This window comes from Mycobacterium sp. PO1 (genome assembly GCF_017312405.1).
Lineage (GTDB): Bacteria > Actinomycetota > Actinomycetes > Mycobacteriales > Mycobacteriaceae > Mycobacterium.
In genome coordinates this window covers 1-15812 of sequence record NZ_BLTG01000115.1, presented here as the reverse complement: position 1 = coordinate 15812, position 15812 = coordinate 1, and the positions used below count along the sequence as shown (strand labels likewise).

Sequence of the window (15812 nt, the reverse complement as noted above, 5' to 3'; positions counted from 1 at the left end):
ACTGGCACGGCGGTCTCCGGCGGGCTCGCCCAGGCGATCGATCAGATCGCTTCGTCCCGGGTTCAGGGCGGGGCAGCTCGGCCCGTCCAGCTCCAGGGCCGGCCCTTCGCCGCCAGGGTGCTTGGTCTCCGACGGCGGCAGCAACACGATCACGCCGCAGACGCTAGCGCGCCGCTCAACCGCCGGGCGCACCGGTTGCCCCGCCTCCTCCGGGCGCACCGGTTCCCCCTCCGCCGCCCGCCGGTTGAGCGGCGCGCTAGCGTCTGCGGCGTGATCGTGTTGCTGCCGCCGTCGGAGACCAAGCACCCTGGCGGCGAAGGGCCGGCCCTGGAGCTGGACGGGCTGAGCTGCCCCGCCCTGAACCCGGTACGAAGCGATCTGATCGATCGCCTGGTCGAGCTCGCCGGAGACCGCGGTGCCAGTCGCGCGGCGCTCGGACTGTCCGCAGCGCAGGACGCCGAGATCGACCGCAACGCCGCGCTGCGCACTGCGCCGACGCTGCCCGCCATCCACCGCTACACCGGCGTGCTCTACGACGCCCTCGACGTGGCGTCGCTGCGCGGCGCGGCGGCCGAGCGGGCGTACTCCCGGTTGGCCGTCGGATCGGCGCTGTTCGGGCTGCTGCGGGCCGGAGATCCCATCCCGGCCTACCGGCTGTCGGCTGGTTCGCGGTTGCCCGGGCAGTCCACCCTCGCCGCGCGTTGGCGGCCAGCGCTGGACCCGGTGCTCGCCGATCTCGCGGACCGCGACCTGCTGGTAGACCTTCGGTCGGGCTCCTATGCCGCACTGGGTAAGGTCGCGGGCGCCGTCACCGTCGACGTCCTTGCCGAACGCGCCGACGGCACACGCACCGTCGTCAGCCACTTCAACAAGGCGCACAAGGGGCGGCTGGCCCGGGCACTCGCGAGCACCAGATCCGAACCGGTCGATGCCGCGGGCGTGGCGGCGGTGGCGCGGCGTGCGGACATGCGGGTGGAACGGCGCGGCGAGCACCTCACCGTCATCGTGGCGGGCTGATGCTGCCCGGCGGTGTCATCGTGGCGGGCTGATGCTGCCCGCCCCCGTCACAGCGGCGCGACGAAGTCCGAGGTGTAGAACTCCTCAGGGAGCTGGGAGAACGCGCTCGGGCGGGTCAGCGACACCCACGCACCGGTCGCGCCGTCCATCGCCGGCCCCCGCAGGACCGCGGTGGCGGCGCCGGCGCCGTCGGTGAACAGCGTCGTGCCGGACACCCCGACCGCGCCGGCCGGGCAGGGGGCGGCCGACGACCGGGGCATCTGGATCAGCTTGACCTCGTAGGGGGTGTTCGGCCGGCCGGTGGCGAACGCCAGGTCCGCGACCACCTCACCGCCCTGCCGTCCGATCGTGGCCGACGCACGGCCGTAACCGGTGGCGCCGACGTACTGCATCTCACTGTGGTCGCAGCGCCGCAACGCCTGACTCATCGGAACGAACGTGGCGCCTTCGGAGGCGGTCGCAGTGGAAGTGAGGACGCCGCCGGTGGCTGCCACCGGGCCGGCCGCCGCCGCCAGCATCGCCGCGGCGAGCGCGGTGCGCATGATTCGACGCATGTGTGCTCGACTCCTCCTCTGCTCCGCGCCGGGCCGGTGCCGCCGCCGCGTCCTCCAAGGCTAAGCGTTCGCGCCGGGTGCCGCGGCGGTATCCCACCGCTGTGCCGTTGACGCCCGGTCCGCCGCCGGGAGAAACTGTGCGCCGATGGCCACGTTGCGGGTCTACCTTCGGATCCAGCTGATGACGTTCGTGTTCGGGCTCGTCGGTCCGATCTTCCTCGTCATCTATTTCGCCGCACAACCCGAGCCCGACCTGCGCTGGATGTACTGGTGGGGTCTGTTCATCACCGCAGGTGACATTCTCGCGGCATTGGCACTCACCGAGTCCACGCTCCGCGGCGGCAGGGCGGTCGCGGCCGCCCGTCGATCCCCGGAGGACCAGGCGTGAGTCCCCCGTACCGCACGGGGACGGTATCGACGGGTGTGCAACCGGTTCTCCCGCCGGCCGGGTAGGTCTGTCCGGACGGACCGAGTCAGGCGACGTAGACGGACATCTCGTTGCCGCGACCGGGCTCGAACGGCAGCGGCAGCGAGCGGTATCCGCTGGCGGGGTTGCGCACATAGGTGAGATAGTCGCCCGACTCGTCGACGGCATTCTCGGCGATCACCAACGCTCCTGGCGCCAGCCGTGATTCGAGGATCCGCAGCACCGGGAGGTAAAGGCTCCAGGCTCCGTCGAGCAGCACGAGGTCGATACCGTCGTCGATGCCGTCCTGCAGCGTCTCCAACGCGTCACCGACGCGAATGTCGACCACGTCAGCGAGTCCCGCGTCGTTCAGATTCTGCTGTGCACGTTCGGCTTTGGCGGGCTCGAGTTCTGTACTCACCATCCGGCCCCCTCCGCCGTCGCGCAATGCTGCCGCGAGGTGGATGGTCGAGACGCCGAAGGAGGTGCCGAACTCGACAATGTGCCGCGCGCGGCGTGCCCGGGCGCAGATGTAGAGGAACTGGCCGAACTCGGCCGACACGTTCAGGAAGTTCCCGGCGAAATCCCGATAGACAGCCCGGTAATCCTGCGCCTCCCGGGCCATCAACCGTGCCATTTCCTCTCCGTCGACCTGTAACGCCTGGGACCATTCGGCGTACAGCGGGCCGTCGGCCACCCGAGCCTCGGCGAACAGTCGGGCCAGCACGTCAGCAATCTGGGGTGAACTGAGGGTCTCCATGAGCGCTCCTTGGTAGCGAGTGGTGCTTACTCGGTAAGGGTGACCTAACAAATGCTGGTCAACCACCGGTAACGTGACTTCGCATGCCCCAAACCCGCCAGCCGGTCGATTCGGTGCCGACCTATCCGGCCGGAGCCCCGCACATCACCGGTCGGGCCCGGCACGGTTCTCGTATCGGCGCGCACCGGCACGCCGAAGGTCAGCTGGTGTATTGCGCCAGCGGCGCACTGGCGACCACGACCGCGCACGGAACGTGGATCGCGCCGGCCAATCGGGTGACGTGGACGCCGCCTGGCTTCCAACACGCCCACCGCTGCCATGGCGATACCGACGTGCGCATCGTGGTCCTTCCCGCCGAACTGTGCGCGCGGCTCCCCCGTCACCCCAGCGTGTGCGCGGTCGGGCCGCTGTTGCGTGAGGCCCTCTTGGCCTTGACGGAACGGCGCGAGACACGACCCGAGGTGTACGCCCGGTTGCGGGCGGTGCTCGTCGATGAACTCGTCGAGACGCCAGCGCAGTCTCTGCACCTGCCTGAACCACGCGACGACCGTCTGCGGGCAGTGACCGAGCTGCTGCACGAGGACCCGGCTCAGATGACGACTCTGGCGGAGTTCGGGCACGCCGTGGGCGCGGGTGAACGCACGCTCACGCGACTCTTCCACCGCGAACTCGGGATGAGCTTCCTCAAGTGGCGCACGATGCTCCGCATCCACCGGGCACTCGTTCACCTCGCCGGCGGCCGATCGGTGACCGATACCTCGATCGCCTGCGGATGGTCGAACCCCACCAGCTTCATCGAGGCGTTCACCTCGCTCACCGGGCAGACGCCGGGTCGCTACCAAGCCGGCCTCCGCGCATCACAAACCGCACACGAGTGAAGCCGCGGTGTCTCGCACCTGGAGAAACGAGACACGGCGTCGGGGAGCTCGGTAGCTGCCGACGGAGGGCGAAGTTGCCGATCATTGCTTCGCGCAGGATCATTCGAACCATGGACTTCGCCGACGCGGTGGAACTCGGCGATGTCGACGCCGTCGGGCAGGGGGCCCTGGCCGCCGCGGGCGAGGTCACCGCGGCCGAATTGCTGGAAGCCGCGCTTCTGCGCCTGGACGCGGGCAGACACCTCAACGCGGTCATCACCGACCTGTTCGCCCGCGGGCAGCAGCAGGCAGCGGACCTCGATGCCTCCGGGGTGCTGCGCACCGGAGCGGCCGGGCCGCTGGCCGGAGTGCCCTTCCTGCTCAAAGACCTCGGTGCATCGCTGGCGGGCGCTCCGGAAGCGATGGGGTCGCGCGCCCTGCGCACTCACGTGGCCGCCGAGACGGCGTGGATCGTGGAACGGTATCTGGACGCCGGCCTGGTGATCTTCGGTAAGACGAACACCCCGGAATGGGGCAACCACTGCACCACCGAACCCTCGCTGTTCGGACCGACGGTCAATCCGTGGTCGCCGGACATCACCCCCGGCGGCTCCAGCGGCGGGTCGGCGGCGGCTGTGGCCGCCGGCATCGTGGCGGCCGCCTCGGGTGGTGACGGAACCGGCTCGATCCGAGTGCCGGCATCCTGCTGCGGGCTGGTCGGGCTCAAACCACGCCGTGGCCGGACATCGTTCGCCCCCGGCGCCGGGCACGGGCTGGAGGGCCTGGTCAACGAACACGCGCTGACCCGCACGGTGCGTGACTGCGCCGCACTTCTCGACGCGGTCGCGGGAACGGCCGTCGGCGACCCCTACTCCGCACCACCGCCCGCTCAGCCGTACCTGCAGGCCGTCGAGGTTCCGCCTCGACCCCGGCGCATCCTGATGGCCACCGCATCCCCCTTTCCGGGGCCCGCCACCGACCCCGCGGTCGTGGCCTCCGTCGAGCGGACCGCGTCGGTGCTGGAGCAACTCGGGCATACCGTCGAGGCCGGAACGCCCCGCATCGACGCCGACGCTGTCGCTGACGCGATCGCCGTGCTGCACACGGTCTCCAACGTCGCGCTCTACGACCTGGCCGCCGAGCATCTGGGGCGGAAACCCCGCGAAGACGACTTCGAGCCGAGCACCTGGGTGATGATTCGCATGGGGCTGACGATGAGCGGGGCACGCTATGCCGGTGCCATCGCCGCGGTGCACGCCCAGACCCGCCGGTTCGCTGCCCAGTTGGACGGATTCGATGCGCTGCTGGTGCCCACCTTGCTCACGCCGCCCCCGCCCTACCGGCTACTGGACCAGCCGCGTGCCACCACGCGGGCGTTCTTCGACGTCGAATTCGCCACGACCGGCTGGACCTCGCTGGCCAACGTCACCGGATGGGCGGCGATCTCGCTACCGGTCGGAGAAACGCCCGACGGGCTCCCGATCGGTGTCCAGCTGATGGCGCCGGACGAAGAGATCCTGCTCAAGCTCGCCGCCCAGCTCGAGGTGGCCCTCCCGTGGGCCGGCCGTCGACCTCCCGAATGGATCGGCCGACCGAGTTTCGGCGGACCGCACAAGTAGCTGAATGCCGCGTGCGAGACTGTCGCGCATGGCTATCGAGATCGCCCGACCCAAGCTGGAAGGCAAGATCGCCGTCGGCTCCGACCGCCAGATCGGATTCGCTGAGTTTGGCGATCCGCAGGGCCGTGCGATGTTCTGGCTACACGGCACCCCCGGCGCGCGCCGCCAGATCCCGGTGGAGGCACGCCTCTACGCCGAGGCCAACCAGATCCGACTGGTCGGCGTCGACCGCCCCGGCATCGGCGCGTCGACGCCGCACGAGTACCACCGCGTCATCGACTTCGCCGACGACCTGCGCACCATCGCCGACACCCTGGGCATCGACAAGATGGCGGTCATCGGACTTTCCGGTGGCGGCCCGTACACCCTGGGCTGCGCGGCGGCCATGCCCGACCGGATCATCGCCGTCGGAGTGCTCGGCGGGGTGGCCCCGACCCGAGGCAACGATGCGATCGGCGGCGGCGTCATGGGCAACGTCGGTCTCCCGGTGGCACCGATGCTCGAAAGGGTCGGAACACCGCTGAGCCGAGTCGCCACCGGGCTGATCCGACTGATAAAACCGGTGGCCGAGCCTGTGCTGTATCTTTACGCGGCCATCTCGCCGGAAGGCGACCGCAGGCTACTCGAGCGCCCCGAGTTCAAGGCGATGTTCCTCGACGATCTGCTCAACGGAAGCCGCAAGCAACTCGCGGCTCCGTTCGCCGACGTGGTGGTCTTCGCCCGGGACTGGGGTTTCCGCCTCGACGAGGTCAAGGTTCCGGTGCGGTGGTGGCACGGCGACCGCGACCACATCGTGCCTTACGCGCACGGCGAGCACGTCGTCGCGATGCTGCCCGACGCGGAGCTCTACCCACTGCCCGGCGAGAGCCATCTCGGCGGCCTCGGCGAGGCCGAGGCCATCATGGCGACGATGAGCGAACTGTGGGACGACTATCAGAAGGACCGGAACAAGGGCTGAGCTCGGCTCAGCGCTTCAGCCAGCCCTGCACGGTCGGCAGGTGGCTGCTGTAGGTCTGCATGATGTCGTCGTGGTAGAGCGTGCCGCCGGTGATCGCGGAATCGCCCCGCCAGAGAACATGGATGCGCACGACGCCCTTGTCGAAGTAGTCGCTGCGGTCGGTGCTCCGGTGATGCCAGCCGGTCTGCTCGGCGAGCGCCGTGACGGCCTGCCGCTCGTCGGTGTCAACCATCAGTGATTCTCCAAGTCTGTGGTCTGGGTCCGTGCCACCCTATCCCTCGCCGAGCAGCGCTCGGCGCAGCATGTGCATCGCGACGGTCGTCGAGCGTTCCCGGACGTCGCTGCGACCGCCGGGCAGCACGCTGGTTCTGGTCAGCATCCTCGCCGATGAACCGTCGTCGGCGAGCGCCACGGTGAAGCAGACCGTGCCGACGGGCTTGTCCTCGGTGCCGCCGCCGGGACCGGCGATCCCGGTGATCGCCACCGCCGTGTCTGCGCCGAAGCGCTGCAATGCGCCGTTGGCCATCGCCTCGGCGACCGGCTCGGACACCGCGCCGAACCGCTCGATCAGACCGGGTTCGACACCCAGCAGTTCGCTCTTGGCCCCGTTCGAATACGCCGCCACGCCTCCGGCCACGTACGCCGACGAGCCCGGTCGGTCGGTCAGCCGCGCCGTCAGCAACCCTGCGGTGCACGACTCGGCGACGGCCAGCCGTCGCCCCGTCAAGAGCCCGGCCACCTGCTCGTCGACCAAGGAGCCGTCCTCGGAGTAGATCTCACGGCCGTGGCGGTCGCGCAGCACCTCCAGCAGATCGGAGTACGCGGCGGCGTCCTGCGGTTCGAATCGGGTGACGATCTCCAGTTCCCCGCGCCGCAGGCAGGTGGTGATCTCCAAGCGGTCGAACCCGCTGACGTCACGCTCGGCGTCGCGCAGCGTGTCGGCCAACCCGGACTCGGGCAAGCCGAACATCCGCACCGTCTCCTGACGGAACTCGGTGCGTCCTGCGATCGCGGCCTGCACGGCGTCGGTCGCCACGGCCGCCGACCACATGGGCTGCAGTTCCCGTGGCGGCCCGGGCAGTACGACGATCGTGGGACTGACCTGCGGGGTGCCCGGCACCACGACGCCAGGGGCGGTGCCCACGGGGTCGAGCACCGTCGCCCCGGCCGGTACCAGAGCCTGCTTGCGGTTGGCGTCGCGGACCGCCGCGGCGTCCACGCCGGGAAAGCGGGCCATCAGACCTGTCACGATGTCGTTGATCCGCGCTTCCAGCGCGGTGTCCAACACCAGCTCCCGCCCACAGAATCGGGCGACACACTCGACCGTCATGTCGTCGGCCGTCGGGCCCAAACCGCCACTGGTGATGATCAGGTCCAGGCCCTGGCCGGCCAGAAAGCGCAGCTGCGCGTCGATGTCGCCCGGTCGGTCGCCGCACAGCGTGATGTGGGCCAGATCCACGCCCAGCTCCAGCAGCCGATCGGCGAGCCAGGGGCCGTTGCGATCCTGTACCCGCCCGGTGAGGACCTCGGTCCCCGTCACCACGATGCCCGCCCGTGCACTCACAGATCTGGACCCTACGCACCGCCGAGCGGGGCTCGGCGCCCAGTGCTACTTGTGTGGCACGTCGTTGGTCAGTCCGCCGTCCATCACGAACTCGGCGCCGGTGGAGTAGCGCGACTCGTCGCTGGCCAGGAACACCACGAAGGTCGCCACCTCGTCGGGTTGGCCGGGACGGCCGAGCGGGATGCGCAGCATGTTGTCGGGGAAATGCTTGGTCATCGGCGTGCGGATGAAGCCGGGGTGCACCGAGTTGACGCGGATGTTGAACTGCCCTAGCTCGAGTGCGGCCGACTTGGTCAGTCCGCGCACCGCCCACTTGGAGGCCACATACGGATGCACCATGACCGCGCCGCGCAGCCCTTCGATGGACGAGATGTTGATGATCGAACCGCCGCCGGCCGTCTTCATCGCCTCCACCGAGGCCTGCATGCCCAGGAAGGTTCCGGTGAGGTTGACGTCGATCACCTTCTGCCACTTGACCATGTCGAACTGTCCGATCATGCCCAGTGCGACGGTCCCCGCGTTGTTGACCAGGACGTTGAGCCGACCGAAGTCGTTCACCGCGGTCGCGACCGCGGCCTCCCACTCGTCGGCCTGGGTGACGTCGAGGTGGACATACCGGGCGGAATCGGGATGCGCGGCGTTGATCTCGTCCGCCAGCGCCTTGCCCTTGTCGTCGAGGATGTCGCCGATTACGACCTTGCCCCCTTCGGCAACGAGCGCCCAGGCATCGGCGGCGCCCATCCCCTGCGCGCCGCCACTGATCAGTGCCACTTTTCCGTCCACACGTCCCATGGGCGCCTAACTTACCCGAACGCGCGACGTCGACTAGAACATGTTCCAATTCGCGCGGCGAGCACGCATACTGCTGGCCATGGCTATCCGCGTGGCGCTCATCGGTACCGGAAACTGCGGCAGCTTGGCGCTGCGCCAGCTCATCGAGGACGACCGCTTCGAGCTGACCGACGTCTGGGTGTCCACCCCGGCCAAGGTCGGCAAGGATGCCGGCGAACTCGCCCGACTCGACGTCACGACAGGGGTGCGGGCGACCGACGATCTCGACGCGGTGGTCGCGGCCGGGCCGGACTGCGCGGTGTACTGCGCGATGGGCGACGTGCGCCCGAAAGAGGCGATGGCCGACGTGCGCCACCTGCTGGAGGCGGGGATCAACGTCGTCGGATCCGCGCCCGGCGCGCTGCAGTATCCCTGGGGCGTGATGCCCGAGCGGTCCATCGAGCGCACCGAAGCCGCCGCCCGCCAAGGTGCGGCCAGCGTCTTCATCACCGGCGTGGACCCCGGCTTCGTGACCGACCTGCTGCCACTTGCGCTGGCCGGAACATGTCAGAGCGTCAAACAGATCCGCACGATGGAGATCGCCGACTACGCCACCTACGACGGCGCCACCGTCATGTTCGACGTCATGGGCTTCGGCAACGAGCTCGGTGATCTGCCGATGCTCTACCAGCCGGGCGTCCTGAGTTTGGCGTGGGGCACCGCGATGCGCGAGCTGGCCGCCGGTCTCGGCGTGGAGCTCACCGAGATTCGCGACTCAGTCGAGCAGGAGCCCGCCCCCGAGGACATCGAAGTCGCCGTCGGGACAATCGCGGCGGGCACGGTGGCCGCGGTGCGCTTCCAGATCGAGGGGCTGGTCGACGGTGATCCGGTGATCGTCGTCGAACACGTCACGCGTCTGCGTCCCGACCTGCGCCCCGACTGGGCCCAGCCCGCTCAGGAGGGCGGGTCGTACCGTGTCGAGATCACCGGAGAACCGTCGTACGTCATGGACATCTGCCCGAGCAGCCGCAACGGAGACCACAACTACGCGGCGATCCTGGCGGCGGCGGGACGAATTGTGAACGCGATCCCCGACGTGGTGGCGGCGCCTCCGGGTATCCGCACGACGCTGGATCTGCCGCTGGTCACCGGACGAGGCACCTACCGGCGGAACTGAGGTCAGGCGCGGCCGATGCCATTCCACGCCAGGCGCACCCGGGTGCCGTCATCGGAGGTGTCGATGTCGGACTCGTCGGACAGGGTTTCCATCAACGGAATGCCGCGGCCCCGGGTGCGCGGCACCGGATCGACCTGTCGCGGCCGCCAGGTGCCGCGGTCGCTGATCTCGACGACCAGCTTCTGAACGTCCGAGTGGTAGATGGCCCGCATGTCGATCGTCCCAGGACGCTCGGCCAACACATAGGCGAATTCGGCGGCATTGGCCAGTGCCTCGTTGATGGCGAGCACCAGATCGCTGAATCGCACCGCGTCCACCACGAAGAAGCGCTTGAGCCAAAGCGCGAACTCTTCACGCACGTGCGCGACGGCCGTCGCGTCGGCGTCGAGGCCCAGACGTTCGAAGCGATCGGAGTTCGCGACCTCAGCCGGCGGCATGGAATCGATCATGGCAGTCGGTGGCTACCCCGCAGAGCACGTTCCTATGCGACCTTCCTACGTGTGGTACGCGGCGAGCGCCTCGTCCAGATTCGGATGCAGGCTGACTATGTCGGCGATTCCCACCAACTTCAGCGGGCGACTGGTCGCAGGGCCGTCGGCGACGACCCTCAGGGTCACATCGGAACCGGCCTTGTCATGTGCGGCCACCAACACGCCCATTCCGGCCGACGCCAGGAACTCGACGTCGGTGAAGTCCACCACCACGCCCGCGGGCCGCTGATCCAGCGCGGTGTCGATGGCGGTTTCCAGCTGGGGTGAGGTGAGCATGTCGACAACACCGGACACCGATACGACGGCCACTCGATCGACCCAACGCTCGGTGACGACACAGTTGGAGGCAGCTGCTGCTCCCTCAGCCCCAGTGGTGTCCTCGGCTGCTTGCTCGTCCAAAATTCACCTTCCCATTTCAGGCCGCTCTTCGCTTACGGCGAGAGCACGTCGAGGCGGACTCCGTGTGCGCTCGCGCAGGCTGCTTCCTGAACCCGGCAAGACCAAACTACCTAATTGACCACAACGGTCCTTTGCGACCGGCCACAGATTAAACCAGGTCTGTCCCACGCGCCCGTAGCATGGCGAGTCAACACCGGGTGCGAACACAGGAGGACCGATGTCGACCGAGGCCGCGGATCCCCTCGATCCGGTCGCGCAGATCGCATCCAGCCCGTCCGGCCCCCACGTCGGCGCGTTCTTCGACCTCGACGGCACGCTCGTCGACGGATTCACCGCCACCGCGCACGCCGGGGATCGCATCCGCCGCCGCCAGGCCCGAATCGGCGAGGTGCTCGGCGTCGTCGAGGCGGCGATGCGTTACCGCTTCGGGCGCGTGCATTTCGAGAACCTGCTGGTACGCGCCGCGGGCTATCTGCGTGGCGAGTCCCTCACCGAGCTCGACGTGATCGGCCAGCGGCTGTTCACCGAGCGCGTCCGCACCAGGGTGTTCCCCGCCATGCACGACATCGTGCTGGCTCATCAACGTCGAGGACACACCGTGGTGCTCAGTTCGTCGGCGCTGACCATCCACGCCGAGCCGGTCGCCCGGTATCTGGAGATCGACCACGTGTTGTGCAACCACTTCGAACTCGATGACGACGGGCGGCTGACCGGGCGGATCGCCAAGCCGGTGATCTGGGGCAGACAGAAAGCCGCTGCGGTGGAGAAGTTCTGTGCCGCCAACGACCTGCAGCTGTCGAACAGCTACTTCTACGCCGACGGCGAGGAGGACAAGGCGCTGATGGCGGTCGTCGGTTTCCCCCGGCCGGTCAACCCGCGACGCGGTCTGGCGGTGATGGCGGCGGAGCAGGGGTGGCCGGTGCTTCGCGTCAGCGCTCCGGGTCGGGGTCTTCTGGGCAGCAGGCGTGGTGTACTAAAGTAGAACACGTTCTAATTCCGGCGATCGCCCCACTAGGAGCAGACGATGCACACTCCCCTGTGCGACCAGCTCGGTATCGAGTTCCCCATCTTCGCGTTCACCCATTGTCGTGATGTGGTGGTCGCAGTGAGCAAGGCCGGCGGCTTCGGCGTGCTGGGCGCGGTGGGCTACACGCCCGAGCAGCTCGAGATCGAGTTGAACTGGATCGACGAGCACATCGGTGACCATCCCTACGGCGTGGACATCGTCATCCCCAACAAGTACGAGGGCATGGGTTCGGACATGTCCGCCGACGAGTTGACCAAGACCCTGCAGGACATGGTCCCCCAGGAGCACCTCGACTTCGCCAAGAAGATCCTGTCCGACCACGGTGTGCCCGTCGAGCAGAGCGGCGAGGACGCACTGCAGCTGCTCGGCTGGACCGAGGCGACTGCGACCCCTCAGGTCGAGGTCGCGCTGCAGCACCCGAAGTGCACCATGATCGCCAATGCGCTGGGCACTCCCCCGGCGGAGATGATCAAGCACATCCACGACGAGGGCCGTGTCGTCGCGGCGCTGTGCGGATCGCCCTCCCAGGCCCGCAAGCATGCCGACGCCGGAGTCGACATCATCATCGCCCAGGGCGGCGAGGCCGGAGGACACTGCGGAGAGATCGGTTCGATCGTGCTGTGGCCCCAGGTCGTCAAGGAAGTGGCGCCGGTGCCCGTCCTGGCCGCCGGCGGGATCGGCAGCGGCCAGCAGATCGCAGCCGCGCTGGCACTGGGTACGCAGGGCGCGTGGACCGGCTCGCAATGGGTCATGGTCGAGGAGTCGGAGAACAGTCCTGTCCAGCACGCCGCCTACGCCAAGGCCACGAGCAAGGACACCGTGCGCAGCCGCTCGTTCACCGGCAAGCCGGCTCGCATGCTGCGTAACGACTGGACCGAGGCTTGGGAGAGCCCGGACAACCCGAAGCCGCTGGGGATGCCGCTGCAGTACATGGTGTCCGGGATGGCCGTCGCCGCGACGCACAAATACCCCGACGAGTCGGTCGACGTGGCGTTCAACCCGGTCGGGCAGGTGGTGGGTCAGTTCACCAAGGTGGAGAAGACGGCCACCGTGATCGAGCGTTGGGTGCAGGAATACTTGGAGGCCACCGGCAGGCTGGAGCAGCTCAACGAGGCCGCCAGCGTCTGATTTCGATCCGATTCCGGTGTCGCTGATCGTTCGACGCGGTCGGCGACACCGGAATCGTATTTTTTCGGCCCGCGATTATGTAGGGTTACATACATAGGATCGGCGAGAGGATCGGACGCATGGCGAGTGCTCGGGAGCGGATGGTCGTCTCGGCGGCGCTGTTGATCCGCGAGCGTGGCGCCCACCCGACCGCCATCGCCGACGTGCTCGCGCACAGCGGCGCCCCGCGCGGGTCGGCCTACCACTACTTCCCGGGCGGACGCACCCAGCTGCTCTGCGAAGCTGTCGACTACGCCGGTGAATTCATGGCTGCACACCTGGGCCGCGCCTCTTCCGGTCTGGACGCGCTCGACGACTTGTTCGAGTATTACCGAGACCAGCTGCAGCGCAGCGACTTCCGTGCCGGCTGCCCGGTGGTCGCGGTCGCCGTGGAGGCCGGCGATCCGGACAAGCCCGAACAATCCGCCGCGGTGCGTGAACGTGCCGCCGCCGTGTTCGCACGGTGGCGCCAGGTCATCGGCGAACTGCTCACCGCCGACGGCGTCTCCGCCGTGCGGGCCCGCGAACTGGCAGTGCTGGTGCTCTCCTCCTTCGAGGGAGCTCTGGTGATCGCCCGGGCAGCCCGAGACCTCGAGCCGGTCGAGGCCGTGCATGCCCAGCTGCGCTCGCTGATCGTCGCCGAAACGCCGTCCGCCCGAACGAATCGAGAATCGCGATGACCGACCACGACCGCGCCTGGCAACCCACCGCCTGCATCCTCTGTGAATGTAACTGCGGCATCGTCGTCGACGTCGACGACCGGTCTCTGGCTCGGATCCGGGGAGACAAGAGCCATCCGGCTTCGCGCGGCTACACCTGTAACAAGGCGTTGCGACTGGATCACTACCAGAACAACCGCAACAGACTGGCCTCCCCCATGCGTCGGGAGGCGGACGGCACCTACACCGAGATCGACTGGGACACCGCGATCGCCGAGATCGCCTCGGGATTCCGCGGAATCGCCGACACCCACGGCGGCAACACGATTCTGTACTACGGCGGCGGTGGGCAGGGCAACCATCTGGGCGGTGCCTACAGCGGCGCGTTCCTCAAGGCGCTCGGGTCGCACTACCGCTCGAACGCGTTGGCGCAGGAGAAGACCGGCGAGCACTGGGTCGATGCGCAACTGTACGGCAACCACACACGTGGCGAATTCGAACATGCCGAGGTGTCGGTGTTCGTCGGTAAGAACCCGTGGATGTCCCAGAGCTTCCCGCGCGCCCGGGTGGTGCTCAACGACATCGCCAAGGATCCGACCAGGTCCATGGTCGTGATCGATCCGGTCGTCACCGAGACCGCGAAGATGGCCGACTTCCATCTCCGGGTGCGGCCCGGGACCGACGCATGGTGTCTGGCCGCGTTGGCCGGGGTTCTGGTACAGGAGAACCTCTGCGACGAAACGTTTCTCACCGAACATGTCACCGGCGTCGACGCGGTACGCGCAGTGCTCGCCGAGGTGCCGGTCGACGATTACGCGCAGCGTAGCGGCGTGTCGGCGGACCTGGTGCGCGCCGCTGCGCGGCGCATTGCGACCGCCACCAGCGTCGCGGTCTTCGAAGACCTCGGCGTGCAGCAAGCGCCCAACAGCACGCTGTGCTCCTACCTGAACAAGATGCTGTGGATCCTGACCGGCAACTTCGCCAAACGCGGCGGGCAGCATCTGCACTCGTCGTTCGCACCTCTGTTCCGTGCCGGCGGGGTGGGTCGAACCCCGGTGACCGGAGCGCCCGTCATAGGCGGGTTGTTGCCCAGCAACGTCATCGCCGAGGAGATCCTGACCGACCACCCCGACCGGTTCCGCGCCATGATCGTCGAGAGCAGCAATCCGGCGCACTCCGTGGCCGACTCCGGCATGATGCGTCGCGCTCTGGGCGAGCTGGAGTTGCTCGTTGTCATCGATGTGGCCATGACCGAGACTGCTCGACTGGCCCACTACGTGCTGCCTGCGGCCTCGCAGTTCGAGAAGGCCGAGGCGACGTTCTTCAATCTGGAATTCCCGCACAACACCTTCCACCTTCGGCACCGCCTGATGGAGCCCTTGCCGGGGACTTTGCCCGAACCGGAGATCTGGGCCCGGCTGATGCGTGCTTCGGGTGTCGTCGGTGACGCGGAGTTGGCGCCGCTGCGTGCAGCAGCCCAGCGAAGCCGTGCGGACTTCACCGCAGCATTTCTCACCGCGGTCGGCGAAAACCCGGGTCTCGGTAAGGTGCTGCCCTTTGTGCTCTACGAAACACTGGGACCGGCTCTGCCGGAAGGACTTTCGGGTGCGGCCGCGCTGTGGGGGCTGGCGCAGAAGGCTGCCATGACCTATCCTGAGGCGGTCCGGCGCGCCGGGCATGCCGACGGTAACGCGCTGTTCGACGCCATCCTGGCGGGCCGCTCAGGGGTGACGTTCACCGTCCACGATTACGAGGACGATTTCGCGCTCATCTCTCATGAAGACCGGAAAATAGCGCTGGAGATCCCCGCGTTGCTCGCCGACACGCGAGCGCTGGCCGCTGCACCGATCGGCTTGACGAGTTCTGAGTTCCCGATCGTCTTGTCGGCCGGTGAGCGGCGGGCCTTCACCGCCAACGACATCATCCGAGACCCGGCCTGGCGCACCCGCGACACGGACGGCGCATTGCGCATCAGTGAAGAGGACGCACGCGAACTCGGGCTGGCGGACGGCAGCCGCGCGCTGATCACCACGGCGACCGGCCGGGCGGAGGCGACCGTGGAGATCAGCGCCGCGATGCAACCCGGACATGCCTCGCTGCCCAACGGCTACGGCGTCGACTTCGTCGACGATGACGGATCTGCTCGAGCCCCCGGTGTGGCGCCCAATGCGCTGACGTCGGTGGGGTGGCGCGACGCCTACGCGGGGACTCCATGGCACAAGCACGTGCCTGCGCGGATCGAGCCGGCACGGGCCCTCGCGGCACCGGGCGGAAGCCGGGGCTAGAAAACGACCGGGGTCGGTAACGGCCGGGGTCGGTAACGACTGGCTAGGGAACGACTGGCTGGGGAACGACCGGGGCCGGCGGGGGGGCCTGTGCCGGGGCA

General features: G+C 68.4%; 17 protein-coding genes. 10 read left to right on the top strand and 7 right to left on the bottom strand.

Translation table 11 applies throughout. From position 1 onward, the window contains the following. The first annotated feature begins 270 nt into the window (after window positions 1-270). Window positions 271-1017, top strand: a complete 747-nt coding sequence (gene yaaA / locus J3476_RS26380) for a peroxide stress protein YaaA (RefSeq protein WP_207069241.1) — start codon at window positions 271-273, stop codon at window positions 1015-1017. Between the two features lie 47 nt (window positions 1018-1064). Here the strand turns inward: yaaA and J3476_RS26375 are convergent, their stop codons facing one another. Further along, window positions 1065-1571 carry a hypothetical protein gene (locus tag J3476_RS26375; protein ID WP_207069240.1) on the bottom strand — a complete coding sequence of 169 codons (507 nt, stop codon included), beginning with the start codon at window positions 1569-1571 and terminating at the stop codon, window positions 1065-1067. Between the two features lie 145 nt (window positions 1572-1716). On the opposite strand from J3476_RS26375, the gene J3476_RS26370 reads away from it, so the two are divergent. Then, window positions 1717-1959: a hypothetical protein gene (locus tag J3476_RS26370; protein WP_207069239.1), complete on the top strand. Its 243-nt coding sequence runs from the start codon at window positions 1717-1719 to the stop codon at window positions 1957-1959. An 85-nt stretch (window positions 1960-2044) separates the two neighbouring features. Here J3476_RS26370 and J3476_RS26365 read toward each other — a convergent pair whose 3' ends face one another. Beyond that, window positions 2045-2737, bottom strand: coding sequence for an O-methyltransferase (locus J3476_RS26365; protein ID WP_207069238.1), 693 nt, complete (start codon window positions 2735-2737; stop codon window positions 2045-2047). A gap of 83 nt (window positions 2738-2820) precedes the next feature. On the opposite strand from J3476_RS26365, the gene J3476_RS26360 reads away from it, so the two are divergent. The 3 genes from J3476_RS26360 to J3476_RS26350 all read left to right on the top strand — a co-directional run bounded on the left by J3476_RS26360 (window position 2821) and on the right by J3476_RS26350 (window position 6171). Further along, complete coding sequence (locus J3476_RS26360) at window positions 2821-3615, top strand: helix-turn-helix domain-containing protein (protein WP_207069237.1); 795 nt, start codon at window positions 2821-2823, stop codon at window positions 3613-3615. A gap of 110 nt (window positions 3616-3725) precedes the next feature. Then, window positions 3726-5213 carry an amidase gene (locus J3476_RS26355; RefSeq protein WP_207069236.1) on the top strand — a complete coding sequence of 496 codons (1488 nt, stop codon included), beginning with the start codon at window positions 3726-3728 and terminating at the stop codon, window positions 5211-5213. Between the two features lie 28 nt (window positions 5214-5241). Then, window positions 5242-6171, top strand: coding sequence for an alpha/beta fold hydrolase (locus J3476_RS26350; protein WP_207069235.1), 930 nt, complete (start codon window positions 5242-5244; stop codon window positions 6169-6171). Between the two features lie 7 nt (window positions 6172-6178). Here the strand turns inward: J3476_RS26350 and J3476_RS26345 are convergent, their stop codons facing one another. The 3 genes from J3476_RS26345 to J3476_RS26335 are packed head-to-tail and all read right to left on the bottom strand — an operon-like array spanning window position 6179 to window position 8527. Beyond that, window positions 6179-6403 carry a hypothetical protein gene (locus J3476_RS26345; RefSeq protein WP_152517403.1) on the bottom strand — a complete coding sequence of 75 codons (225 nt, stop codon included), beginning with the start codon at window positions 6401-6403 and terminating at the stop codon, window positions 6179-6181. A 39-nt stretch (window positions 6404-6442) separates the two neighbouring features. Beyond that, complete coding sequence (locus tag J3476_RS26340) at window positions 6443-7735, bottom strand: competence/damage-inducible protein A (protein ID WP_207069234.1); 1293 nt, start codon at window positions 7733-7735, stop codon at window positions 6443-6445. Window positions 7736-7780: 45 nt separating this feature from the next. After that, the gene (locus tag J3476_RS26335; protein WP_207069233.1) at window positions 7781-8527 is read right to left on the bottom strand and encodes a glucose 1-dehydrogenase; all 747 of its coding nucleotides are present in this window, start codon (window positions 8525-8527) and stop codon (window positions 7781-7783) included. Window positions 8528-8606: 79 nt separating this feature from the next. On the opposite strand from J3476_RS26335, the gene J3476_RS26330 reads away from it, so the two are divergent. Beyond that, entirely contained in the window at window positions 8607-9683 is a 1077-nt protein-coding gene (locus J3476_RS26330) for a diacylglycerol kinase (RefSeq protein ID WP_207069232.1), read from the top strand. 2 nt (window positions 9684-9685) lie between these two features. Here J3476_RS26330 and J3476_RS26325 read toward each other — a convergent pair whose 3' ends face one another. Together J3476_RS26325 and J3476_RS26320 are read right to left on the bottom strand one after the other, a co-directional pair. Next, complete coding sequence (locus J3476_RS26325) at window positions 9686-10132, bottom strand: ATP-binding protein (RefSeq protein ID WP_207069231.1); 447 nt, start codon at window positions 10130-10132, stop codon at window positions 9686-9688. A 45-nt stretch (window positions 10133-10177) separates the two neighbouring features. Next, window positions 10178-10573 (bottom strand): STAS domain-containing protein, encoded by a 396-nt coding sequence (locus J3476_RS26320; RefSeq protein ID WP_207069230.1) that lies wholly within the window; start codon window positions 10571-10573, stop codon window positions 10178-10180. 217 nt (window positions 10574-10790) lie between these two features. On the opposite strand from J3476_RS26320, the gene J3476_RS26315 reads away from it, so the two are divergent. The 4 genes from J3476_RS26315 to J3476_RS26300 all read left to right on the top strand — a co-directional run bounded on the left by J3476_RS26315 (window position 10791) and on the right by J3476_RS26300 (window position 15711). Next, window positions 10791-11555 (top strand): HAD family phosphatase, encoded by a 765-nt coding sequence (locus J3476_RS26315; protein ID WP_152517397.1) that lies wholly within the window; start codon window positions 10791-10793, stop codon window positions 11553-11555. A gap of 42 nt (window positions 11556-11597) precedes the next feature. Further along, on the top strand, window positions 11598-12728 hold the full coding sequence (locus tag J3476_RS26310; protein ID WP_207069229.1) for a nitronate monooxygenase: 1131 nt from the start codon (window positions 11598-11600) through the stop codon (window positions 12726-12728). A gap of 119 nt (window positions 12729-12847) precedes the next feature. Continuing rightward, on the top strand, window positions 12848-13447 hold the full coding sequence (locus J3476_RS26305; protein ID WP_207069228.1) for a TetR/AcrR family transcriptional regulator: 600 nt from the start codon (window positions 12848-12850) through the stop codon (window positions 13445-13447). Continuing rightward, the gene (locus J3476_RS26300; protein ID WP_207069227.1) at window positions 13444-15711 is read left to right on the top strand and encodes a molybdopterin-dependent oxidoreductase; all 2268 of its coding nucleotides are present in this window, start codon (window positions 13444-13446) and stop codon (window positions 15709-15711) included. The genes J3476_RS26305 and J3476_RS26300 overlap by 4 nt, the downstream gene beginning before the upstream one ends. Window positions 15712-15812 lie beyond the last annotated feature (101 nt).

What these genes read in the sequence shown, in the direction of transcription:
- J3476_RS26345 (WP_152517403.1), bottom strand. Translation starts at nt 6,403, where the DNA reads ATGGTTGACACCGACGAGCGGCAGGCCGTCACGGCGCTCGCCGAGCAG.
- J3476_RS26300 (WP_207069227.1), top strand. Translation starts at nt 13,444, where the DNA reads ATGACCGACCACGACCGCGCCTGGCAACCCACCGCCTGCATCCTCTGT.
- J3476_RS26375 (WP_207069240.1), bottom strand. Translation starts at nt 1,571, where the DNA reads ATGCGTCGAATCATGCGCACCGCGCTCGCCGCGGCGATGCTGGCGGCG.
- J3476_RS26310 (WP_207069229.1), top strand. Translation starts at nt 11,598, where the DNA reads ATGCACACTCCCCTGTGCGACCAGCTCGGTATCGAGTTCCCCATCTTC.
- J3476_RS26360 (WP_207069237.1), top strand. Translation starts at nt 2,821, where the DNA reads ATGCCCCAAACCCGCCAGCCGGTCGATTCGGTGCCGACCTATCCGGCC.
- J3476_RS26315 (WP_152517397.1), top strand. Translation starts at nt 10,791, where the DNA reads ATGTCGACCGAGGCCGCGGATCCCCTCGATCCGGTCGCGCAGATCGCA.
- J3476_RS26335 (WP_207069233.1), bottom strand. Translation starts at nt 8,527, where the DNA reads ATGGGACGTGTGGACGGAAAAGTGGCACTGATCAGTGGCGGCGCGCAG.
- J3476_RS26350 (WP_207069235.1), top strand. Translation starts at nt 5,242, where the DNA reads ATGGCTATCGAGATCGCCCGACCCAAGCTGGAAGGCAAGATCGCCGTC.
- J3476_RS26325 (WP_207069231.1), bottom strand. Translation starts at nt 10,132, where the DNA reads ATGATCGATTCCATGCCGCCGGCTGAGGTCGCGAACTCCGATCGCTTC.
- J3476_RS26330 (WP_207069232.1), top strand. Translation starts at nt 8,607, where the DNA reads ATGGCTATCCGCGTGGCGCTCATCGGTACCGGAAACTGCGGCAGCTTG.
- J3476_RS26305 (WP_207069228.1), top strand. Translation starts at nt 12,848, where the DNA reads ATGGCGAGTGCTCGGGAGCGGATGGTCGTCTCGGCGGCGCTGTTGATC.
- J3476_RS26365 (WP_207069238.1), bottom strand. Translation starts at nt 2,737, where the DNA reads ATGGAGACCCTCAGTTCACCCCAGATTGCTGACGTGCTGGCCCGACTG.
- J3476_RS26370 (WP_207069239.1), top strand. Translation starts at nt 1,717, where the DNA reads ATGGCCACGTTGCGGGTCTACCTTCGGATCCAGCTGATGACGTTCGTG.
- J3476_RS26355 (WP_207069236.1), top strand. Translation starts at nt 3,726, where the DNA reads ATGGACTTCGCCGACGCGGTGGAACTCGGCGATGTCGACGCCGTCGGG.